Here is a 16,055-nt window from a genome sequence, read left to right as displayed (position 1 = left end):
CACACATGCTAAGCAGGTGCTCAGCATCTGTCAGTCCATTCAGGAGAAACACACCTTGACCGATCATGGCGAGTACGACACTGTCGACTTCTTCACCGATCCGAGCCTCGTGCCAGATCCCTACCCCTACTTCGATCATCTGCGGTCGAAGTGCCCGGTGTTGAAGACGAACATGTACGACGTCGTCGCCGTCACCGGCCACGAAGAGGCATCGGTCGTCTACAAGGACTCCGACAAGTTTTCCTCGTGCATCGCCGTCGGCGGTCCGTTCCCGCCGTTGCCGTTCACACCCGAGGGCTCCGACATCACCGACCAGATCGGCGCGCACTTCAGCGAGATGATCATGAGCGAACACATGATCACGATGGACCCACCCGACCACTCGAAGGCCCGGTCGGTGCTCAACAGGCTGCTCACGCCCAGCCGGCTCAAGGAGAACGAGGAGTTCATGTGGCGCCTCGCCGATGCCCAACTCGACGAGTTCATCGCCAACGGCAAGTGTGAGTTCCTGACCGAGTACGCCAAACCCTTCTCGCTGCTGGTGATCGCGGACATGCTCGGCGTTCCCGAGTCCGACCACCAGCTGTTCCGGGAGAAGTTGGGTGCCGGGCAGCCGGGGTCGACGGTCGGGTCTCTAGAGGGCGAAACTCTGGCGCACAATCCGCTGGAATGGCTCGACGAAACATTCTGCAACTATCTCGACGACCGTCGGAGCAACCCGCGCGACGACGTTCTCACCGGTCTCGCGACGGCGAAGTACCAGGATGGCTCGACTCCCGAGGTCCCCGATGTCGCCAAAAGCGCGACCTTCCTGTTCGCGGCCGGTCAGGAGACCACCACCAAACTGCTCAGCGCCTCGATCAGGCTGCTGGCCGAACGGCCGGACATCGTCGACCGCTTGCGTCGAGACCGCACCCGCATCCCAAACTTCGTCGAGGAGATGTTGCGGATGGAGAGCCCGGTGAAGTCGACCTTCCGGCTCGCCAAGAAGGACACCACCCTTGGCGAGGTGGATATTCCCGCGGGCACGGTGGTGATGGTCAATCCCGGTGCGATCAACCGAGATCCGCGGCGATTTAATGATCCGCACGAGTTCAATGTCGACCGGCACAATGTGCGCGAGCATCTGGCATTCGGTCGCGGCGTGCACTCCTGCCCGGGCGGCCCGCTGGCGCGCGTCGAGGGTCGGGTGTCTATCGAGCGGATCCTGGACCGGATGACCGATATCGCCATCGACGAGGACAAGCACGGCCCCGCCGATGACCGCCGGTTCACCTTCGAGCCAACCTTCATCCTGCGCGGGATCACCGACATCAACATCACCTACACGCCCGTCGCCTCCCCCGTCACACGATAGCCGGACATGACCTCCTCAAATGGTGCGACTATCGCTCATGACTAACCGTTATTTCGTTGACAGACAACATATTTCGTGGCAGAGTCCGATTTTTGTAGGAGATGCAAGTTTTCTGGGGGCCGCGGCCCGCGGGGAGGACTCACAGCCATGACAGTCAGCGCCGACAGCGACGTCTACTTCGATCCGTACGACGTCACGATCAACGCCGATCCCTATCCGACGTTCCGTCGACTGCGCGAGGAAGCGCCGCTCTACTACAACGAGCAGCACGACTTCTACGCGCTGAGTCGCTACGAAGACGTCAAGAAGGGCATCGTCGACCACGGCCTCTACAGCTCGGCCAAGGGGGCGATCATCGAACTGATCAAGGCCGACTTCCCCATTCCCTCGGGCGTGCTGATATTCGAGGATCCGCCGATCCACGATATCCACCGCAAGCTGCTGGCCCGAATGTTCACGCCACGCAAGATCGCTTTACTCGAGGAGAAAATTCGGCAGTACTGCGTCGAAAGCCTTGACCCGATAGTCGGTTCCGGGACGTTCGATTTCGTCACCGATCTCGGCGCCGTCATGCCGATGAGGACGATCAGCGCGCTCATCGGTATCCCCGAGTCCGACCAGCAGGCAGTGCGCGACCACGTCACCGAACAGATGAAGACCGAGGCCGGCCAGCCGATGAAAGCGGCCGAGGAAGGTCTGGTCAGCGGAGACATCTTCGCCGACTACATCGACTGGCGCGTCGATCATCCCTCCGATGACATCATGACCGAGTTGCTCAACATCGAATTCGTCGACGAGACCGGCACCACTCGCCGGTTGACCCGCGACGAACTGTTGATTTATCTCAACGTGGTCGCCGGAGCGGGAAATGACACCACCACCCGTCTGATCGGTTGGGCCGGAAAGGTTCTCGCCGAGCATCCGGATCAGCGGGCCCAGCTGGTGGCGGACCCGTCGCTGATCCCCAAGGCAATCGAGGAACTGGTCAGGTATGAGCCGCCGGCACCCCATGTGGCGCGCTACGTGACCCGCGATGTCGAGTACTACGGGCAGACGGTGCCGCAGGGCGCCGTGATGATGATGCTGATCGGCGCGGGCAATCGCGATCACCGTCAGTTCGCGCCGGACGGCGATCTGTTCGACATCAATCGGGAAGTCCGCCCGCATCTGGGCTTCAGCGTCGGCGCGCACCACTGCCTCGGCTCGTCGCTGGCCCGTCTCGAAGGCCGGGTCGCTCTGGAAGAGATCCTCACACGCTTCCCGGAGTGGACGGTCGACCTGGCAAGCGCGGTGCTCTCCTCGACGTCGACGATTCGCGGCTGGGACAGCCTTCCCACCTTCATCCCTTGACCTCCAAAACCCATCACAAGCAACAGAATTGAGGAAGCTATGGCTGGACGCGTAGAAGGTAAGGTCGCTTTCGTCACCGGCGCGGCGCGCGGTCAGGGCCGCGCACACGCGGTACGCCTTGCATCGGAAGGCGCCGACATCATCGCCGTCGACATCTGCAAGAAGATCGACACGGTCGACCTGATCGCCGCCTCGACCCCGGAGGATCTGGCCGAGACAGCGGATCTGGTGAAGAACGCCGGCGGCCGCGTCTTCACCGCCGAGGTCGATGTGCGCGACTACGACGCGCTCAAAGCAGCTGTCGACAGCGGTGTCGAGGAATTCGGCAAGCTAGACGTCATAGTGGCAAACGCCGGCATCGGCAACGGCGGGCAGACGCTGGACAAGACCAGCGAAGCCGACTGGACGGCGATGATCGATATCAACCTCGCCGGTGTCTGGAAGACCGTCAAAGCCGGTGTGCCGCATCTCATCGAGGGCGGTCGCGGCGGGTCCATCATCCTGACCAGCTCGGTCGGCGGAATCAAGGCCTACCCCCACTGCGGGCACTATGTCGCCGCCAAACACGGCGTTGTCGGACTGATGAAGACGTTCGCCGTCGAACTCGGCGCGCAGAACATCCGCGTCAACTCGGTCCACCCGACCAACGTGAACACCCCATTGTTCATGAACGACGGCACGATGAAACTGTTTCGCCCCGACCTGGAAAACCCAGGGCCAGAGGACATCAAGGTCGTCGGCGAGTTCATGCACGTACTACCGATCGGCTGGGTGGAGCCCGAGGACATCGCCAACGCCGTGCTTTTCCTGGCCTCCGACGAGGCGCGGTACATCACCGGCGTCCAGCTGCCGGTCGACGGCGGCAGCTGCCTGAAGTAGTTGTGGGCGCGCAGACAGTCCACACGTTCTGCCGCTACTGTCTGGCCTCGTGCGGGATCGAGGTGACCGTCGAGGACAACACGGTCACCAAGATCTCGCCCGATAAGCGAAATCCGCACAGCTGGACTGATTTCTGCGCCAAAGGTCGGACCGCCAACCAACTCGTCGAGCATCCGCGACGGATCCTGGCGCCCATGCGGCGGGTCGGCACCGCAGACAACCACGAGTACGTCGAAGCCACCTGGCCAGAGGCCATCGGCGACATCGCCGCCCGGATGTCCACGCTGATCGAGGCGGGCGGCCCAGATGCCATCGGGAGCTACACCGGCAATCCGGCCGGGTTCTCGTCGTCGAACATCCTGTTCATGACCGGCTGGCTCGACGCGATCGGAACCCAGAACCGGTACTTCGTCGGCTCGGTGGATCAGAATGCGATGCATGTCGTGGCTTCGGCCATGTACGGCTCGCAGCTCATGACACCGGTCTCTGATATCGACAACTGTGACTACTTTCTCATTGTCGGGGCGAATCCAGCTGTCAGCGCGTGGAATTGGCTCGAAAGTGTGCCCGGTGGCTGGAAGCGCACTTTGGCCCGCCAACGTGAGGGCGCGCGAATCGTCGTAGTCGACCCACTGCGCACCGAGACCGCTGACAAGGCCGACGTCCACCTGGCCATCCGGCCTGGCCAGGACTGGGCGTTGCTGCTGGCCATGGTGAAAGTCATCCTCGACGAAGGGCTCGAACACCGGGGTGACTGTCGGGACCTGGCCAGCGGCGTGCCCGCCCTGCGCGTCCTGCTCGCGGAGGCCGACTTCGACGATCTCGCCGCGCGCTGCGATCTGCCGCGCGCACAGATCGAGGTCATTGCCCGTGAGTTCGCTTCTGCCCCAGCCGCAATGGTGATCACCAGGACTGGCGTCTCGTTGCATGTGACCGGCACCATCGGCGAGTGGCTTGGGCATGTCCTGAATGTGATCACCGGCCGGATGGACCGGCCCGGCGGCCGCCGGTACGAGCCGGGTTACGTCGACTCGCTGGCGATGGCGGCGATGGCCAAACCCAGTCCGCATCTGAGCCGATTGCAGGGCCGGACGATGGTGGCCGGCAACCACGGCCTCGACGAACTGCCGGACGAGATCACCACACCGGGCCGCGGACAGATCAGAGCGATGGTCATCAACAGCGGAAACCCGGTCATCTCCGGACCGAATGGGGCCAAGCTCGACGCGGCGTTAGCTCAGCTGGATCTGTTGGTGGCCATCGATTTCGTGCAACGAGAAAGCCATCGGCACGCGCACTGGCTGCTTCCCGCGGTGCACTGGCTGGAACGCAACGACCTACCCGCACTGACCAGCAACCTGCACGACGAGCCGTACGTCCAGTACGGCCGCAAGGCCATCGAGCCGCCACCGGGTGCCCGCGAGGAATGGCGGATCTTCCTCGATCTCGCGCTGGCGATGAAGAAACCGTTTCTCGGCATCCGCGGATTCAACGGATTCGTCTGCGCCACCAGGGCACTGGCCCGCCACACAGGGAAACCGTGGCTGGAGTTCTCGCCGCACTGGATCGACCGGCTGCTGGTGGCCGTCAACCGGAAGGTCAAATGGCGCGACATCATTGCACATCCGCACGGCCTGGTCTTCGGCCAGCGCGAATTCGGGCACCTGCGCGGGGCTCTTCGCACCGAGGACAAGATGATCCACGTCGCTCCAACACAATTCGTGGAACGCACCCGCGAGTTGCTGGCCACCTCGCACCCACAGGCACCCGCGGGCTATCCGTTCCAGCTGGCCAACCGAAGGCAGCGCCATTCGATGAACTCCTGGCTCAACGAACTGCCCGGGCTGCATCCCTCGGGCAAGGGCAACCAGGTGGTGATCAACCCCGCTGATGCCACGGCCCTGGGTATCGCCGACGGCGACCAGGTTCGGGTGTTCTCCCCTGTCGGCGAAATTCAGCTCGGCGCCGTGTTGAGTGAGCGGCCCCGCCGTGGGGTGGTGATCGTCGATCATGGCTGGGGCTCACGGATCTTCGACCCGCGCGGCGGCCGATCACCGGAAGGCTACGGCGTCAACCGCAACCTCTTGATCGACGGTGCGCCCATCGATCCGCTGTCGCAGACACCTGCGATGAGCTCCACGTACGTCGCCTTGGCGCGGGTCACTCCGGCAGGTTGAGCATGCGCCGGGTCAGCTGCAGCAGTGCCCCCCGTAAAATCTCGTCCTCGACATCGTCGACCAGCGGGTTGGCCACCGACCCGGCGATGGCAGCGGACAACACGGCCGCCGACACCCGCGCCTCCAACCCGTCGTTCTCGTCGAGCAGCACGCCGTAGAGCCTGATCATGAACAGACGAAACGGTTCGTGCTCACCGAGCAGGCGCACGATCACGGGGTCATACTGCAACGTCGCGATCCAGCGTCGCCGAGCGACCGCCATGTTGATCACTTCATCCAGCAGTACCTTGCGCGCCTGCGTCCTGCTCTCCTGCGCCTCCGCAGCGATCAACGCCGTCTGGAGTCGGGACAGTTCCAACTCGGTCACCGCGATGACGATGTCGTCCTTGGCCTTGAACTGGTGGTAGACGGCGGCTTTAGTCACCCCGACCGCGTCGGCAATCATCTGCAAGGACGTCCCGCCGACCCCGTGTTCGGCGATCAGGTCGAGTGCCGCCGCCAGGATGCGGCACTGCGCAGGACTGCGCGTTTCTGTGGCGAACAAGGCTGATTCCCGCGGTTGGTCGTCCGGCACCCGATCAGACTAGCCAACCCACCGATCCGATAGCGTCGAACTCCATGGACCCCATTGCCGGCGATGAATTCGACCTGCCCGTCCCGGCGGACCTTGCCGCGCTGCGCGATGGCGGTACCGCGTTCCTGACCAATGCATTTCGCCGCTGTGGAACGCTCGGGCCCGACAACGACGTCATCCGGATCAACGAGCTCCGGGAGTGCGGCGGCGGCAGCACCGGGCGCAAGGCGCTGCTGTCCGTGGACTACGCCCGATCCGCCGGAGACCTGCCGACTGAGACGTTCGTCAAATTCTCCCGGGACCTCGACGACCCAGCCCGGGATATCGGGCGATTTCAGATGGAATTCGAGGTACGGCTGGCGCTGCTCTCGCGTGGCGGCGGGTTCCCGATCGCCGTCCCAGCCTGTCTGTTCGCCGACTATCACCGGGAGTCGGGCACCGGGATACTCATCACCGAGCGGATTCCGTTCGGGACCAACGGTATCGAGCCGCAGTATGCGAAGTGTCTCGACTACCTGATGCCTGACCAGCTGGCCCACTACCGGGCGATTGTCACCGCGCTAGGTCGGCTCGCCGGAACCGACAAAGGCGGCAAACTGTCTGACACTGCAGCGCAGTTCCCGGTCGATATGGCTAAACTGTCTGTCGGAGAACGTGTCCCGCGCACCCCGGCTCAATTGCAACGTAGGGTGGCACGTTTCGCCGACCTGACGGTGTCGAATCCGGAGATTCTGCCTGCGAACATCCGATCGGTGGAATTCATCGCCCAGATGGGTTACCAGGTCGGTCTACTCGCCGAACACGAGTCGACGATCTGGCGTCATCTGGAAGGTAACTCCGACTTCATCGCACTGTGCCATTGGAACGCCAACGTCGACAACGCCTGGTTCTGGCGTGCCGGCTCAGGTGTGGAATGCGGGTTGCTGGACTGGGGCTGCGTCGGCCAGATGAACGCGGCGATGGCCATTTGGGGCGCATTGTGCAGCGCCGAAACGGCCCTGTGGGACAACCACCTTGAGGAGTTGCTGGCATTGTTCGCGGCCGAGTTCCACGCCTGCGGTGGACCGGTGCTCGACCTCGACGCGCTCAAACAGCAGGTACTACTGTATGCCGCCATCATGGGGATCGCCTGGCTGCTGGACGTGCCCGCGTATTTGCAGGCACACCTGCCCCCGCATGTGCCGGGCCGCACCGATCCGCAGATCGCGGAGAACGAGACGATCCGTAGCCGCCTGTTGATGATGACGAACTTTCTCAATCTCTGGGAGACAGCGGATTTCGGTCGGATTCTGGACGAGCTGTGTCAGGCGGGTCCGGTCGCCTACTGATCCCGCTACTGTTGGGCGATGCAGCGTCGCGCAATCACACGCCCCCTGTCTTCGGTGGTGGTGTGCCTGGCGCTATTCGGCGCCGGAGTCTTGGTAGGCCCCGGGACGGCTGACGCCGCCACCGCGAACTGGTCGGGACTCGATGCCCGCCTCTACGACGGCCCCATTTCCGCCCAAGGGGAATTGATCAATTCCGTGCCGCTCGATCCAGCGCTGTCGGTGTCCGGGGCGGCCAACGCGTATCGGATCCTGTACTCGACGCTCGACCAAGTCGATGCGCCGGCGGTGAGTACCGCTGCAGTGTTTGTGCCGCGCGCAACCGCACCGGAGGGCGGCTGGCCAGTTCTGGCCTGGGCACACGGCACCGTCGGCCTCGCCGACGAGTGCACCCCCTCGGCGCTGCCCCGTAGCCAGCGCGACGACGAATACCTTTCACATTGGCTGGATCAGGGCTACGCGATCGTCGCCACCGATTACGTCGGACTGGGCACACCCGGGCTGATGGCCTTCCTCGACAACGTCGTTGCCGCGCATGGCGTCGTCGATTCCGTCGTCGCCATGCATCATCTTGACCTGCCACTATCGCCGAAATGGGGCATCGTGGGTCAGTCACAAGGCGGCAGCGCGGCGGTCAACTCAGCGCGATGGGCCACCACGTTCAGCCAAGGTGCCAACCTCGACTATCGCGGGGTGGTGGCCACCGGTACGCCGGCCAATGTCGAGCGGGCGTTCATCGCCGCCGGGCCCGACTTTGCAATTTCCGATGTCGGGCCGTATGCCAGCGCGTACACCGCCTATATCCTCGCCGGACTGCACTCGGCACGGCCAGATCTGGGTATCGACGCCGTGCTCAGCCCCGCAGGACTTGACGCCCTCGGGCGCGTCAAGACGGTGTGCGTCGATGCGTTCGCCGACGAACTAGCGGATCTGACTCCCGGGGAGTTCTTCACCGCTCCGCTGGACTCGATACCAGGGATGGGCGGGGCTCTCCACGATTACATGACCACACCGACCAGTGGATACGACCGGCCGGTGTTCCTCGGGGTCGGCCTGCAGGACCACGATGTTCCACCCGTTTCGACGCTGACCCTCTACGACCAGTTGGTCGCCAACAAGCAGGAGGTGGAATTGCGGGTGTACCCGGATCAGGACCACACCGGCACGGTGCTCGCCTCCATGGTGGACTCGACCCCGTTTCTTCAGCGGGTGTTCGGCCCTCACTAGCGGAGAACACCAGCGCGCCAACGGCGGCCGGGAAGTTCTCCATTCCCCGCACCTCGGCGCGGAAGTAATATCTGATCAGCTCGCCCAGGATGTTCTCGACCTGTTTGGTAAGGCCCGGTTGCCATTTTGGTGACCTCGGCAACGCCAAAATTGCTGGCGCCCGAGCCGAACGCGCTACCCGTGCCGTCGCTCAGCGTGCGGCCCTTTTTGCTCCTCGCGCTCCAGGGGCCCGGCCGATGACGCCGTCAGCCTCGAGCTCGGCGATCTCACTATCGGTCACTCCCAGTTCGGTGAGCACTTCGTGGTTGTGTTCCCCGAGTAGTGGCGCGGCTGATCTGTGCAACCGGGCGGGACCTCGGGATAGTCGCATCGGCAGTGTGCTGTGCGGCGCCGCCTTGTTGATGGGGTGCCCGACCTCTTCGAAGAAATTTCGGAACGCCAGTTGGGGCATCTCGGTCTGCCGATGCGGTTGCATCACCTTGCCGACCGGCACACCCGCCCCCCAGAGGGAGTCAACGATATCGTCGCTGCCGCGCTGTGCACACCACCTGTCGAGGTGCTCGTCGACCCGGTCATGCTGCATCCGCCGACCGGCCATCGTCTCAAGCTCGGGATTCATCGCCCAATCCGGCTTGCCGATCGCGTCCCGCAGCGCGCGCCAGTGCTCATCGGTGGCCACCGCGATCGCCACCCATGAGTCGGCCCTGCCGAATTCGTCGATATCAGCCGAGCGGTAAAGATTCTGCGGTGCCGCCGCCGGTCCGCGGTTACCGTCGCGCTGCAAAAGTGCTCCGTAAGCGGCGAATTCGATCACCTGCTCGGCCGCGATATTGAGTGCGGCGTCCACCATCGCAGCTTCGACAAGGACGCCCTCACCGGTGCGCCTACGGTGCTCTAGCGCCAGCAGCAATCCGTTGAGCGCATGCACGCCCGCGTTGGGGTCCCCGACGGAGTACGGCTCGTAGGGATTGCGGTCCGGGTAACCGGTCAACCAGCTCAGCCCGGACGCGTCCTCGATGATGTAGGCGAACGCCGGATTGTCCCGCCAAGGTCCGTCAAGGCCGAATCCTGGCATCCGCACCATGATCGCGCCCGGACGCAGCGACTGCACCGTATCGAAGTCCAGACCGATGGAGTCCAACACCCGGGGGGTGTAGTTCTCGACGATGACGTCACAGGTCGCGACCAACCGACGCAACAGGTCTCGGCCCTGCTCGGTCTGGAAGTCCAGGGTCACGCTCTTTTTGTTGGTGTTCAGTCCCGAGAAGATCGGGGACCGCTCCCACCACTGCTCGACCGAGGCCGGTATGCCGGCGATCAGCCGGGTGCCGTCCGGTCGAGGAGTGGACTCCAGGTGGATCAGCTCAGCGCCAAGCAGAGCCAACACGTGGGTGCACGACGGTCCCGCCCAGAAGGTCGTCATATCCAATACCCGTAAACCGCTGAACGGCAGACGATCCGGACCATCCGTCGACGGCAATGCCGGGCGGGGTGGCGATGCTGAGCAGCGGTAAGCCTCGGTGTGCTCGCCCAGTCGTGGTGCCGGCTGCGGCGTCCGTAGGGTCGCCGGCTGCAACCGATAGGGAGGCGCCGGCTGGACGAAACCGTCGCGGGGATTGTTCACGAAGGAACCGCGGGCCACGAAATGATCCATGCCGGTGAGGTTCTCGCCGTTGCCTACCGGCGAATTGGGAATTCGGAAGGCCGAGGCCAGGTCCCGGATATCGTCCACCTTCTCGTTGTTGAGCCAGTCATAGAGCTCCGCAGCGTGTAGGTTCGCCTGTTCGGTGATGGTCAGCGACGATTGCTCGTCAATCCACTCCTCGTGGCCGGACATCGCACACAGGTCCCACCACTGCTGCGCGGTACCGCAGCCGAGCGCGACCAACCCGTCCGCGGCAGTGGCCACCCCCGGCACAGTCGGTCTGCGTTCGGTGCGCCACGGCCGGCCAAGCATCTCGAAAAAGGTCACCGGGTAATACGTCAGACCCAGGATCTGCGCCTCGAGCATCGATAGGTCCACCAGCTCGCCGACGCCGGTGCCCAGATAGGTCCAACGCGACGCCAGGGTGGCTGCACTGGCATATGCCCCGGCCAGCCAATCCCCGACCTGCCCCCCGACGAATACCGGTGCCCGGTCCTGGGAGCCACGCCCGATGCCCATCATTCCGCCCGACCAGGCCTGCAGGGTGAACTCGGTGGCCGGGCGATCGCGCCACGGTCCAGCCAGCCCGAACGGGGTGATGGCGGTGACGATCAGATGCGGGTGGCGGGAAAGGATGTTGGCAGGCGTCATCGAGTCGAGTTCGGCAACCCGTGAGCCTGACGACCACACCGCCGCATCCGCGCCGGCGAGTAGCTCCTCAACCAGCGCACGATCCTGGGTGCTTTCGGTGTCGACGACCACACTGTGTTTAGAACAGGCCAGGAAGCTGAACAACGCCCCGCCCGCCGCAGCGTCGACCTGTGCACCGGATGCTGACCACCGCCGCAGCGAATCCCCCTCCGGATCTTCGACTTTGATGATCTGCGCGCCACCATCGGCGAGGATCTTCGTGCAGTACCCGCCGGCGATGCCAGAGGACAGGTCGACGACGGTGAAACCGTCCAGCGGGCTGGAAGTACGTGGCACGTCTATTTCTTCTTTTTGCGGTTCTTCTTGCTCAACCTGAAGTCCGGGGGGAACTTGTCGTCATTGTCATTGACCGCGTTGGCCAGCCCGGTGCCAATCGCCTCGTGCATGTCGAGGTCGTCGGCGTCGTCGTTCTGGACCCCGCTACCCATGGACTCGAAGAAGGCGCTGAGCAGGCTGCCCATGTATTCGCCCTGGTGCTGTTTGTAGATCTCAAAGAACATCTTCTGCATGAAAACGGTGTCCACCGGGCGATTTCGGGCACACGCCAGTGCGTATTTCGCCGTCTCGGCCTCGAGCTCGTCACGGGTCACCACCTTGTTGAGGAAGTTGCACTTCTCCATATCAGCGGCGGTGAACGGCCGGCCGGTGAACACCATCTCCTGGAACTTGCGCAATCCCATCATCTGCACCCAGGTCCACATCCGCGGACCCCAGCCGTAGTACCGGAACGAGGGATGGCCGAATAGCGCGTCGTCGGAAGAGATCACCAGATCAGCGTCGGCGCACTGGTAAAAATGCCAGCCGTAGCAGTAACCCTTGGCTTCCACGATGCTGATCTTCTTGAGCTCCTGCAGCGGCCGGTTGCCTGCCTGGGCATTGGCATACCAGGCGCTGATGGTGGCACCGTTGCGAAAAGTACCCTGCGGCGGGTAGGTGGTGTCGGTCCCTTCCAACTTCAGCTCGGCGAGCCGCTTTTGCGGATTCTCGTTGCCCTCCATGAACTCTGGGAGATCGGCCCCGCTGCCCAGGTTGTCGCCAACTCCACGGATCACCACGACCTTGACGTCGTTATCGACCGACGCGCTGCGTACGACATCGGCGTACCGTAGCCGTGCCAGCGAGGTCGGCGCGTTGAGGTACTCCGGCCGGTTGAACGTGATGGTCGCGATCTTGGTCTTGGGATCCTTCTCGTAGAGAATGATCTCCTCGGGCGAGGGGGTGTCAGGCATTCGCTCGGCTCCTTACGCCTTGCTCCGAAATCACCGTTAAGACCACGTAGGGCTGGAACTCAGCACCTCGGCGCCATCGTCGGTGATCAGGACCGCATCGCGATTGAATACCGCACCCACCCCAGACTCCCAGACATAACCGGTGACCGCCAGGACCATACCGGGTTCGAGGATTTCCTCGGCAGCGGTGGACGGCAGGTGCGAAGACACAACGGGTGTGTCGAAACCCAGACCGAGGCCGTGGGCGACCGGCATCGCCGGTAGCGCCTCACCTGCCGCCTCATACGCGGCAAGCAGATCCGCGGCGGGCACACCCGGCCGACACGCCACCAGCAGGCGCTCCCACAGTTCATCTGCCCGGCGGTACAACTTCTGCGCCTGCCCGGTCTCTCCACCGATGGGCCACGTCCGGCCGACCTCGCCGACATAGCCGTCGGCGAGGACGCCCGCGGCGATGGCCACCAGATCACCCTCGTTGAGCTGGCCATCCCCCGCCGCACGTCGCCACGGATGTTCCTTCGAGGTCACCCACGCGCCGTCCTGCGTGGCCGGGGTGCTTACCCCGCCCGCCGTCATCGCTTCCATCAGGATGCCGGTCAGGGTCTGCTCGGTGACGCCTGGTCGCAGGGCGGCAACGGTTGTGGCCAAACCCTTTTCGGCGACACCCACCGCAGCGCGCAGTGCCGTCACCTCATCTGGTGTCTTGACCCGGCGGGCCGCCCGCATGGCGAACTCACCGTCGACGATCTCGGCGTTGGGGAAGGCCAACGGCAGCAAAGTGGCGAATGACGGTGAGAGCGCATCGGTTCCGACCCGGCGTGCCTGCGCCGCACCCTCGATGTTCTTCAGCACCTCGATCAGCGTCATCGGGTTCCAGGCCAAGCCGTAGAGCTGGTCGTGCGGGATATCGTCGGGCATCCCCTCGTCCCAGCTGCTCAGCAGGTGGACTGCGCCGCTGGCCCGGACAAAGGTGCAGACCGGACCGAACGGCCGGGTACCCGCGACCCAGAGCTGCGGTGCACCGGAGATGTACCGCGCGTTGGCCTGACGACCGACCACCACGATGTCGAGGTCGTACTTCTCCATTTGCGCCAGAGCCCGCTCGCGTCGCCCCAGCCTCAGTGCCCGGTCGTCGGGCAGGATCTCAGTGGCCATTTTTTGGGCCGTACGGCTGGTAGGGGTAGTCGGTGAGAGACATCCAGCCCTCTTCGGTGATAACGACGATCTCCTCGCTTCGATAGCCTCCGGTGCCGTCTTCCCAGACGACCGGTTCCAAAACCATGACCATGCCGGCCGGGTAGACGAAATTGTCGTCGTATTCCTGCCCCAGATCGGTTCCGATCATGGGCATTTCAGCGGCGTTGGTGCCGATACTGTGCCCGAGATAGAAATGCGGCAGCCACGGTTTAACGCCGCCGTTGGCCGCGATCGCCGCTCTGGCTAGATCGCCGGAGGTGGCGCCGGCCTTGGTCACGGCGAGCACGGCATCGAGAATGTTGCGCCACTGGTAGTACTGATCCTGCTGACGCGAGGTGGGTTCTTCACCGATCACCCAGGTGCGCCCGAAGTCCGAGCAGTACCCCTCGTAGGTGATGCTGACGTCGGTCCAGAGCACATCGCCCTTGGCCAGTTCCCGCTCGGTGGTTAGCAAGGGCAGGGCGAGGTCACCGTGTGTGGTCCACACGCCCTCGGCTTTGCTCGTGGGCATCACCTGCCAGATAGCCTCGAGCATGTTGGCGGTGGCACCCAATTCGAAAGCCCGACGGACGAACTGCGCCGACAGGTCAATCTGCCGCACCCCGGGAGCGAGCTTGGCCTGGACATCGGCCACGGCTTGCTCGGTGATCCGGCAGGCTCGGCGGATCGCGGAGATCTCATCGGGCGTCTTGACCAATTTGGCCGGTCCGACCACCAGGGCGGCATCAGTCGGCGGACCGGCAGGGAAGAGTTTGCGCTCGCCACGGCGCATGGCGCCGGTCAACTCGTCGACCGCCACCGCGGCGCCCGCCGGAATCAACTCGGCGATCACCCGGGCGAAGGCCTCGACACCCTCGTCGAATTCCAGGTACAGCGGGCCGTGCACGTGGTCGGCAGGCAGGCCCGTCTCACCCGACGCGCCCTCCCGGAACGGCAGGAACAGGTGCGGCCATTGGTCGTCGGCGAGGATCACCGCGACCGGACGCTCAACATGCGATAGCCCCGCATCCAGCAGTGGCCAGTAGGCGCCGGTCGAGTAGACGACATTGGCGTTGCCCAGCAGGATCAGCGCGTCGACACCGTTATCCCGCATCGACTCTCGGAGACGAGCGCCGGTCTCCCGACGCCGGCGGTCGAGATCCGGGAACTCAGGGATGTCGATCAGAGGGGAAATGCGCTGCAAAGACAAGAGAGATGAGGTCATCGAACGCCTTAGAGTCCCAGGAACTTCTGAATGTTGGTGCTGACGATTTTTGCGGCGGCCTCGGGGCCCACGGCCTGCACAACGTTGGCCAGCGATTTCTCCGAGTAGCCGAAGGTGCTCTCATTGTGCGGGTAGTCCGATGACCACATCACGTTGTCGACACCGATATCGTCGATCAGCTTGAGTCCCAACGGATCCACCATAAACGATGCGGACATGTGCTGGTCCCAGTAGTAGCGCACATCGTGGGAGAGCTGGTGGTTGAACATGTGCTGATACGACGCCAGCAGGTGCTCGGCGTCCTGCAGCGCCGTTGGCACCCAGGCGATACCGCCCTCGAACCAGCCGAGCCGCAACTTCGGATGCCGGTCCAAGATGCCGGAGAAGACGTATTTGGCGAACTGCTCACGGAACGAGTCGACGTTGACCATCATGCCGACGACGACGCTGTTGTGCTCACACGGAGTCTTCGGCGGTGTCTCGCCGATATGGTGAGTTACCGGGAGGCCGGACTCTTCGATCTCATCCCAGACCGCGTCCATCGACCGGGCACCGTAGTCATAGATATTGCCCTCGTCGTCCTTGCCCGGGTTCAACGGCAGCAGGAAGGTCTTGAGCCCCAACGACTTCAGTTCGGCGAGCGTGCTTCGCGTGCCCTTCGGGTCCCACCAGTTGATCAGACCCACACCGTAGAAGTGACCTCCCGACTTCTCCTGGAGCTCGGCCATGTACTCGTTGTAGATCCGGAAGACCCGCTCGCGCAGCGCCTTGTCCGGGTAGTGGAGCAGCGCCAGCACGGCGTTGGGGAAGGCCAGTTCCCGTTCGATACCGTCCTCGGCGAGCTCGCGGATGCGGGCCTCAATGTTGTTGGATGCCGCTCCGGCCAGATCGTCGTACTGCATCAGCACCCGGCCGAAATCGCCGCCAGTCCACGACTTGCCCTTCATCCCCACCATGTAGGCGCCGTCTTCGTACCAGATGCGGGGGGCCGCGCCCTTAAGATCGTCGGGAAAGCGTTCGAAGAAGATGTCGTCGGCCACCGAGATGTGGTTGTCCGCCGAGAAAACCACCGTGCCTGCCGGCAGTCCGACATCTTGGCCTGCGTGACCGTGCCGGTCCTTTGGTGCGCCGTAACCTCCCGGGGGGTACAGCATGGCGGTGCTGGATTGATTGGCCATCT

At 63.8% G+C, this 16,055-nt stretch carries 12 protein-coding genes; 6 read left to right on the top strand and 6 right to left on the bottom strand.

The genetic code is table 11. The features are described 5' to 3' along the window. Positions 1 to 25: 25 nt before the first annotated feature. From ADBZ9O_RS12250 to ADBZ9O_RS12235, 4 genes are all read left to right on the top strand, one after another. Entirely contained in the window at positions 26 to 1,357 is a 1,332-nt protein-coding gene (locus ADBZ9O_RS12250; protein ID WP_526533100.1) for a cytochrome P450, read from the top strand. A gap of 147 nt (positions 1,358 to 1,504) precedes the next feature. After that, a complete protein-coding gene (locus ADBZ9O_RS12245) occupies positions 1,505 to 2,707 on the top strand; it encodes a cytochrome P450 (RefSeq protein WP_526531526.1) in 1,203 nt (400 codons plus the stop codon). Between the two features lie 39 nt (positions 2,708 to 2,746). Continuing rightward, positions 2,747 to 3,586, top strand: coding sequence for a mycofactocin-coupled SDR family oxidoreductase (locus ADBZ9O_RS12240; protein ID WP_526531524.1), 840 nt, complete (start codon positions 2,747 to 2,749; stop codon positions 3,584 to 3,586). Positions 3,587 to 3,588: 2 nt separating this feature from the next. Next, the gene (locus ADBZ9O_RS12235; RefSeq protein ID WP_526531522.1) at positions 3,589 to 5,763 is read left to right on the top strand and encodes a molybdopterin-containing oxidoreductase family protein; all 2,175 of its coding nucleotides are present in this window, start codon (positions 3,589 to 3,591) and stop codon (positions 5,761 to 5,763) included. Here ADBZ9O_RS12235 and ADBZ9O_RS12230 read toward each other — a convergent pair. Continuing rightward, entirely contained in the window at positions 5,747 to 6,337 is a 591-nt protein-coding gene (locus ADBZ9O_RS12230; RefSeq protein WP_526531520.1) for a TetR/AcrR family transcriptional regulator, read from the bottom strand. The two genes, ADBZ9O_RS12235 and ADBZ9O_RS12230, sit on opposite strands and share 17 nt — an antisense overlap. Positions 6,338 to 6,381: 44 nt before the next feature. Here ADBZ9O_RS12230 and ADBZ9O_RS12225 point away from each other — a divergent pair, with 44 nt between their 5' ends. Both ADBZ9O_RS12225 and ADBZ9O_RS12220 read left to right on the top strand, forming a co-directional pair. Next, positions 6,382 to 7,665: a hypothetical protein gene (locus ADBZ9O_RS12225; RefSeq protein WP_526531518.1), complete on the top strand. Its 1,284-nt coding sequence runs from the start codon at positions 6,382 to 6,384 to the stop codon at positions 7,663 to 7,665. 18 nt (positions 7,666 to 7,683) lie between these two features. Beyond that, the gene (locus ADBZ9O_RS12220; RefSeq protein WP_526531516.1) at positions 7,684 to 8,889 is read left to right on the top strand and encodes an alpha/beta hydrolase family protein; all 1,206 of its coding nucleotides are present in this window, start codon (positions 7,684 to 7,686) and stop codon (positions 8,887 to 8,889) included. A gap of 190 nt (positions 8,890 to 9,079) precedes the next feature. Here ADBZ9O_RS12220 and ADBZ9O_RS12215 read toward each other — a convergent pair whose 3' ends face one another. The 5 genes from ADBZ9O_RS12215 to ADBZ9O_RS12195 are packed head-to-tail and all read right to left on the bottom strand — an operon-like array spanning position 9,080 to position 16,053. Next, positions 9,080 to 11,521 (bottom strand): CaiB/BaiF CoA-transferase family protein, encoded by a 2,442-nt coding sequence (locus ADBZ9O_RS12215; RefSeq protein WP_526531514.1) that lies wholly within the window; start codon positions 11,519 to 11,521, stop codon positions 9,080 to 9,082. A gap of 2 nt (positions 11,522 to 11,523) precedes the next feature. Continuing rightward, positions 11,524 to 12,474 (bottom strand): enoyl-CoA hydratase/isomerase family protein, encoded by a 951-nt coding sequence (locus ADBZ9O_RS12210; RefSeq protein WP_526531512.1) that lies wholly within the window; start codon positions 12,472 to 12,474, stop codon positions 11,524 to 11,526. Between the two features lie 36 nt (positions 12,475 to 12,510). Then, a complete protein-coding gene (locus tag ADBZ9O_RS12205; RefSeq protein WP_526531510.1) occupies positions 12,511 to 13,629 on the bottom strand; it encodes a M24 family metallopeptidase in 1,119 nt (372 codons plus the stop codon). After that, on the bottom strand, positions 13,619 to 14,875 hold the full coding sequence (locus ADBZ9O_RS12200; protein WP_526531508.1) for a M24 family metallopeptidase: 1,257 nt from the start codon (positions 14,873 to 14,875) through the stop codon (positions 13,619 to 13,621). Before ADBZ9O_RS12200 ends, ADBZ9O_RS12205 begins: the two co-directional genes overlap by 11 nt. Before the next feature lie 8 nt (positions 14,876 to 14,883). Next, the gene (locus ADBZ9O_RS12195; RefSeq protein ID WP_526531506.1) at positions 14,884 to 16,053 is read right to left on the bottom strand and encodes an amidohydrolase family protein; all 1,170 of its coding nucleotides are present in this window, start codon (positions 16,051 to 16,053) and stop codon (positions 14,884 to 14,886) included. Positions 16,054 to 16,055: the final 2 nt, after the last annotated feature.

Origin of the sequence: Mycobacterium sp. (assembly GCF_965229105.1) — a bacterium.
Taxonomy (GTDB): domain Bacteria; phylum Actinomycetota; class Actinomycetes; order Mycobacteriales; family Mycobacteriaceae; genus Mycobacterium.
Note: the sequence above shows the minus strand (reverse complement) of the source record. Positions and strands in the feature narration are given on the sequence as shown.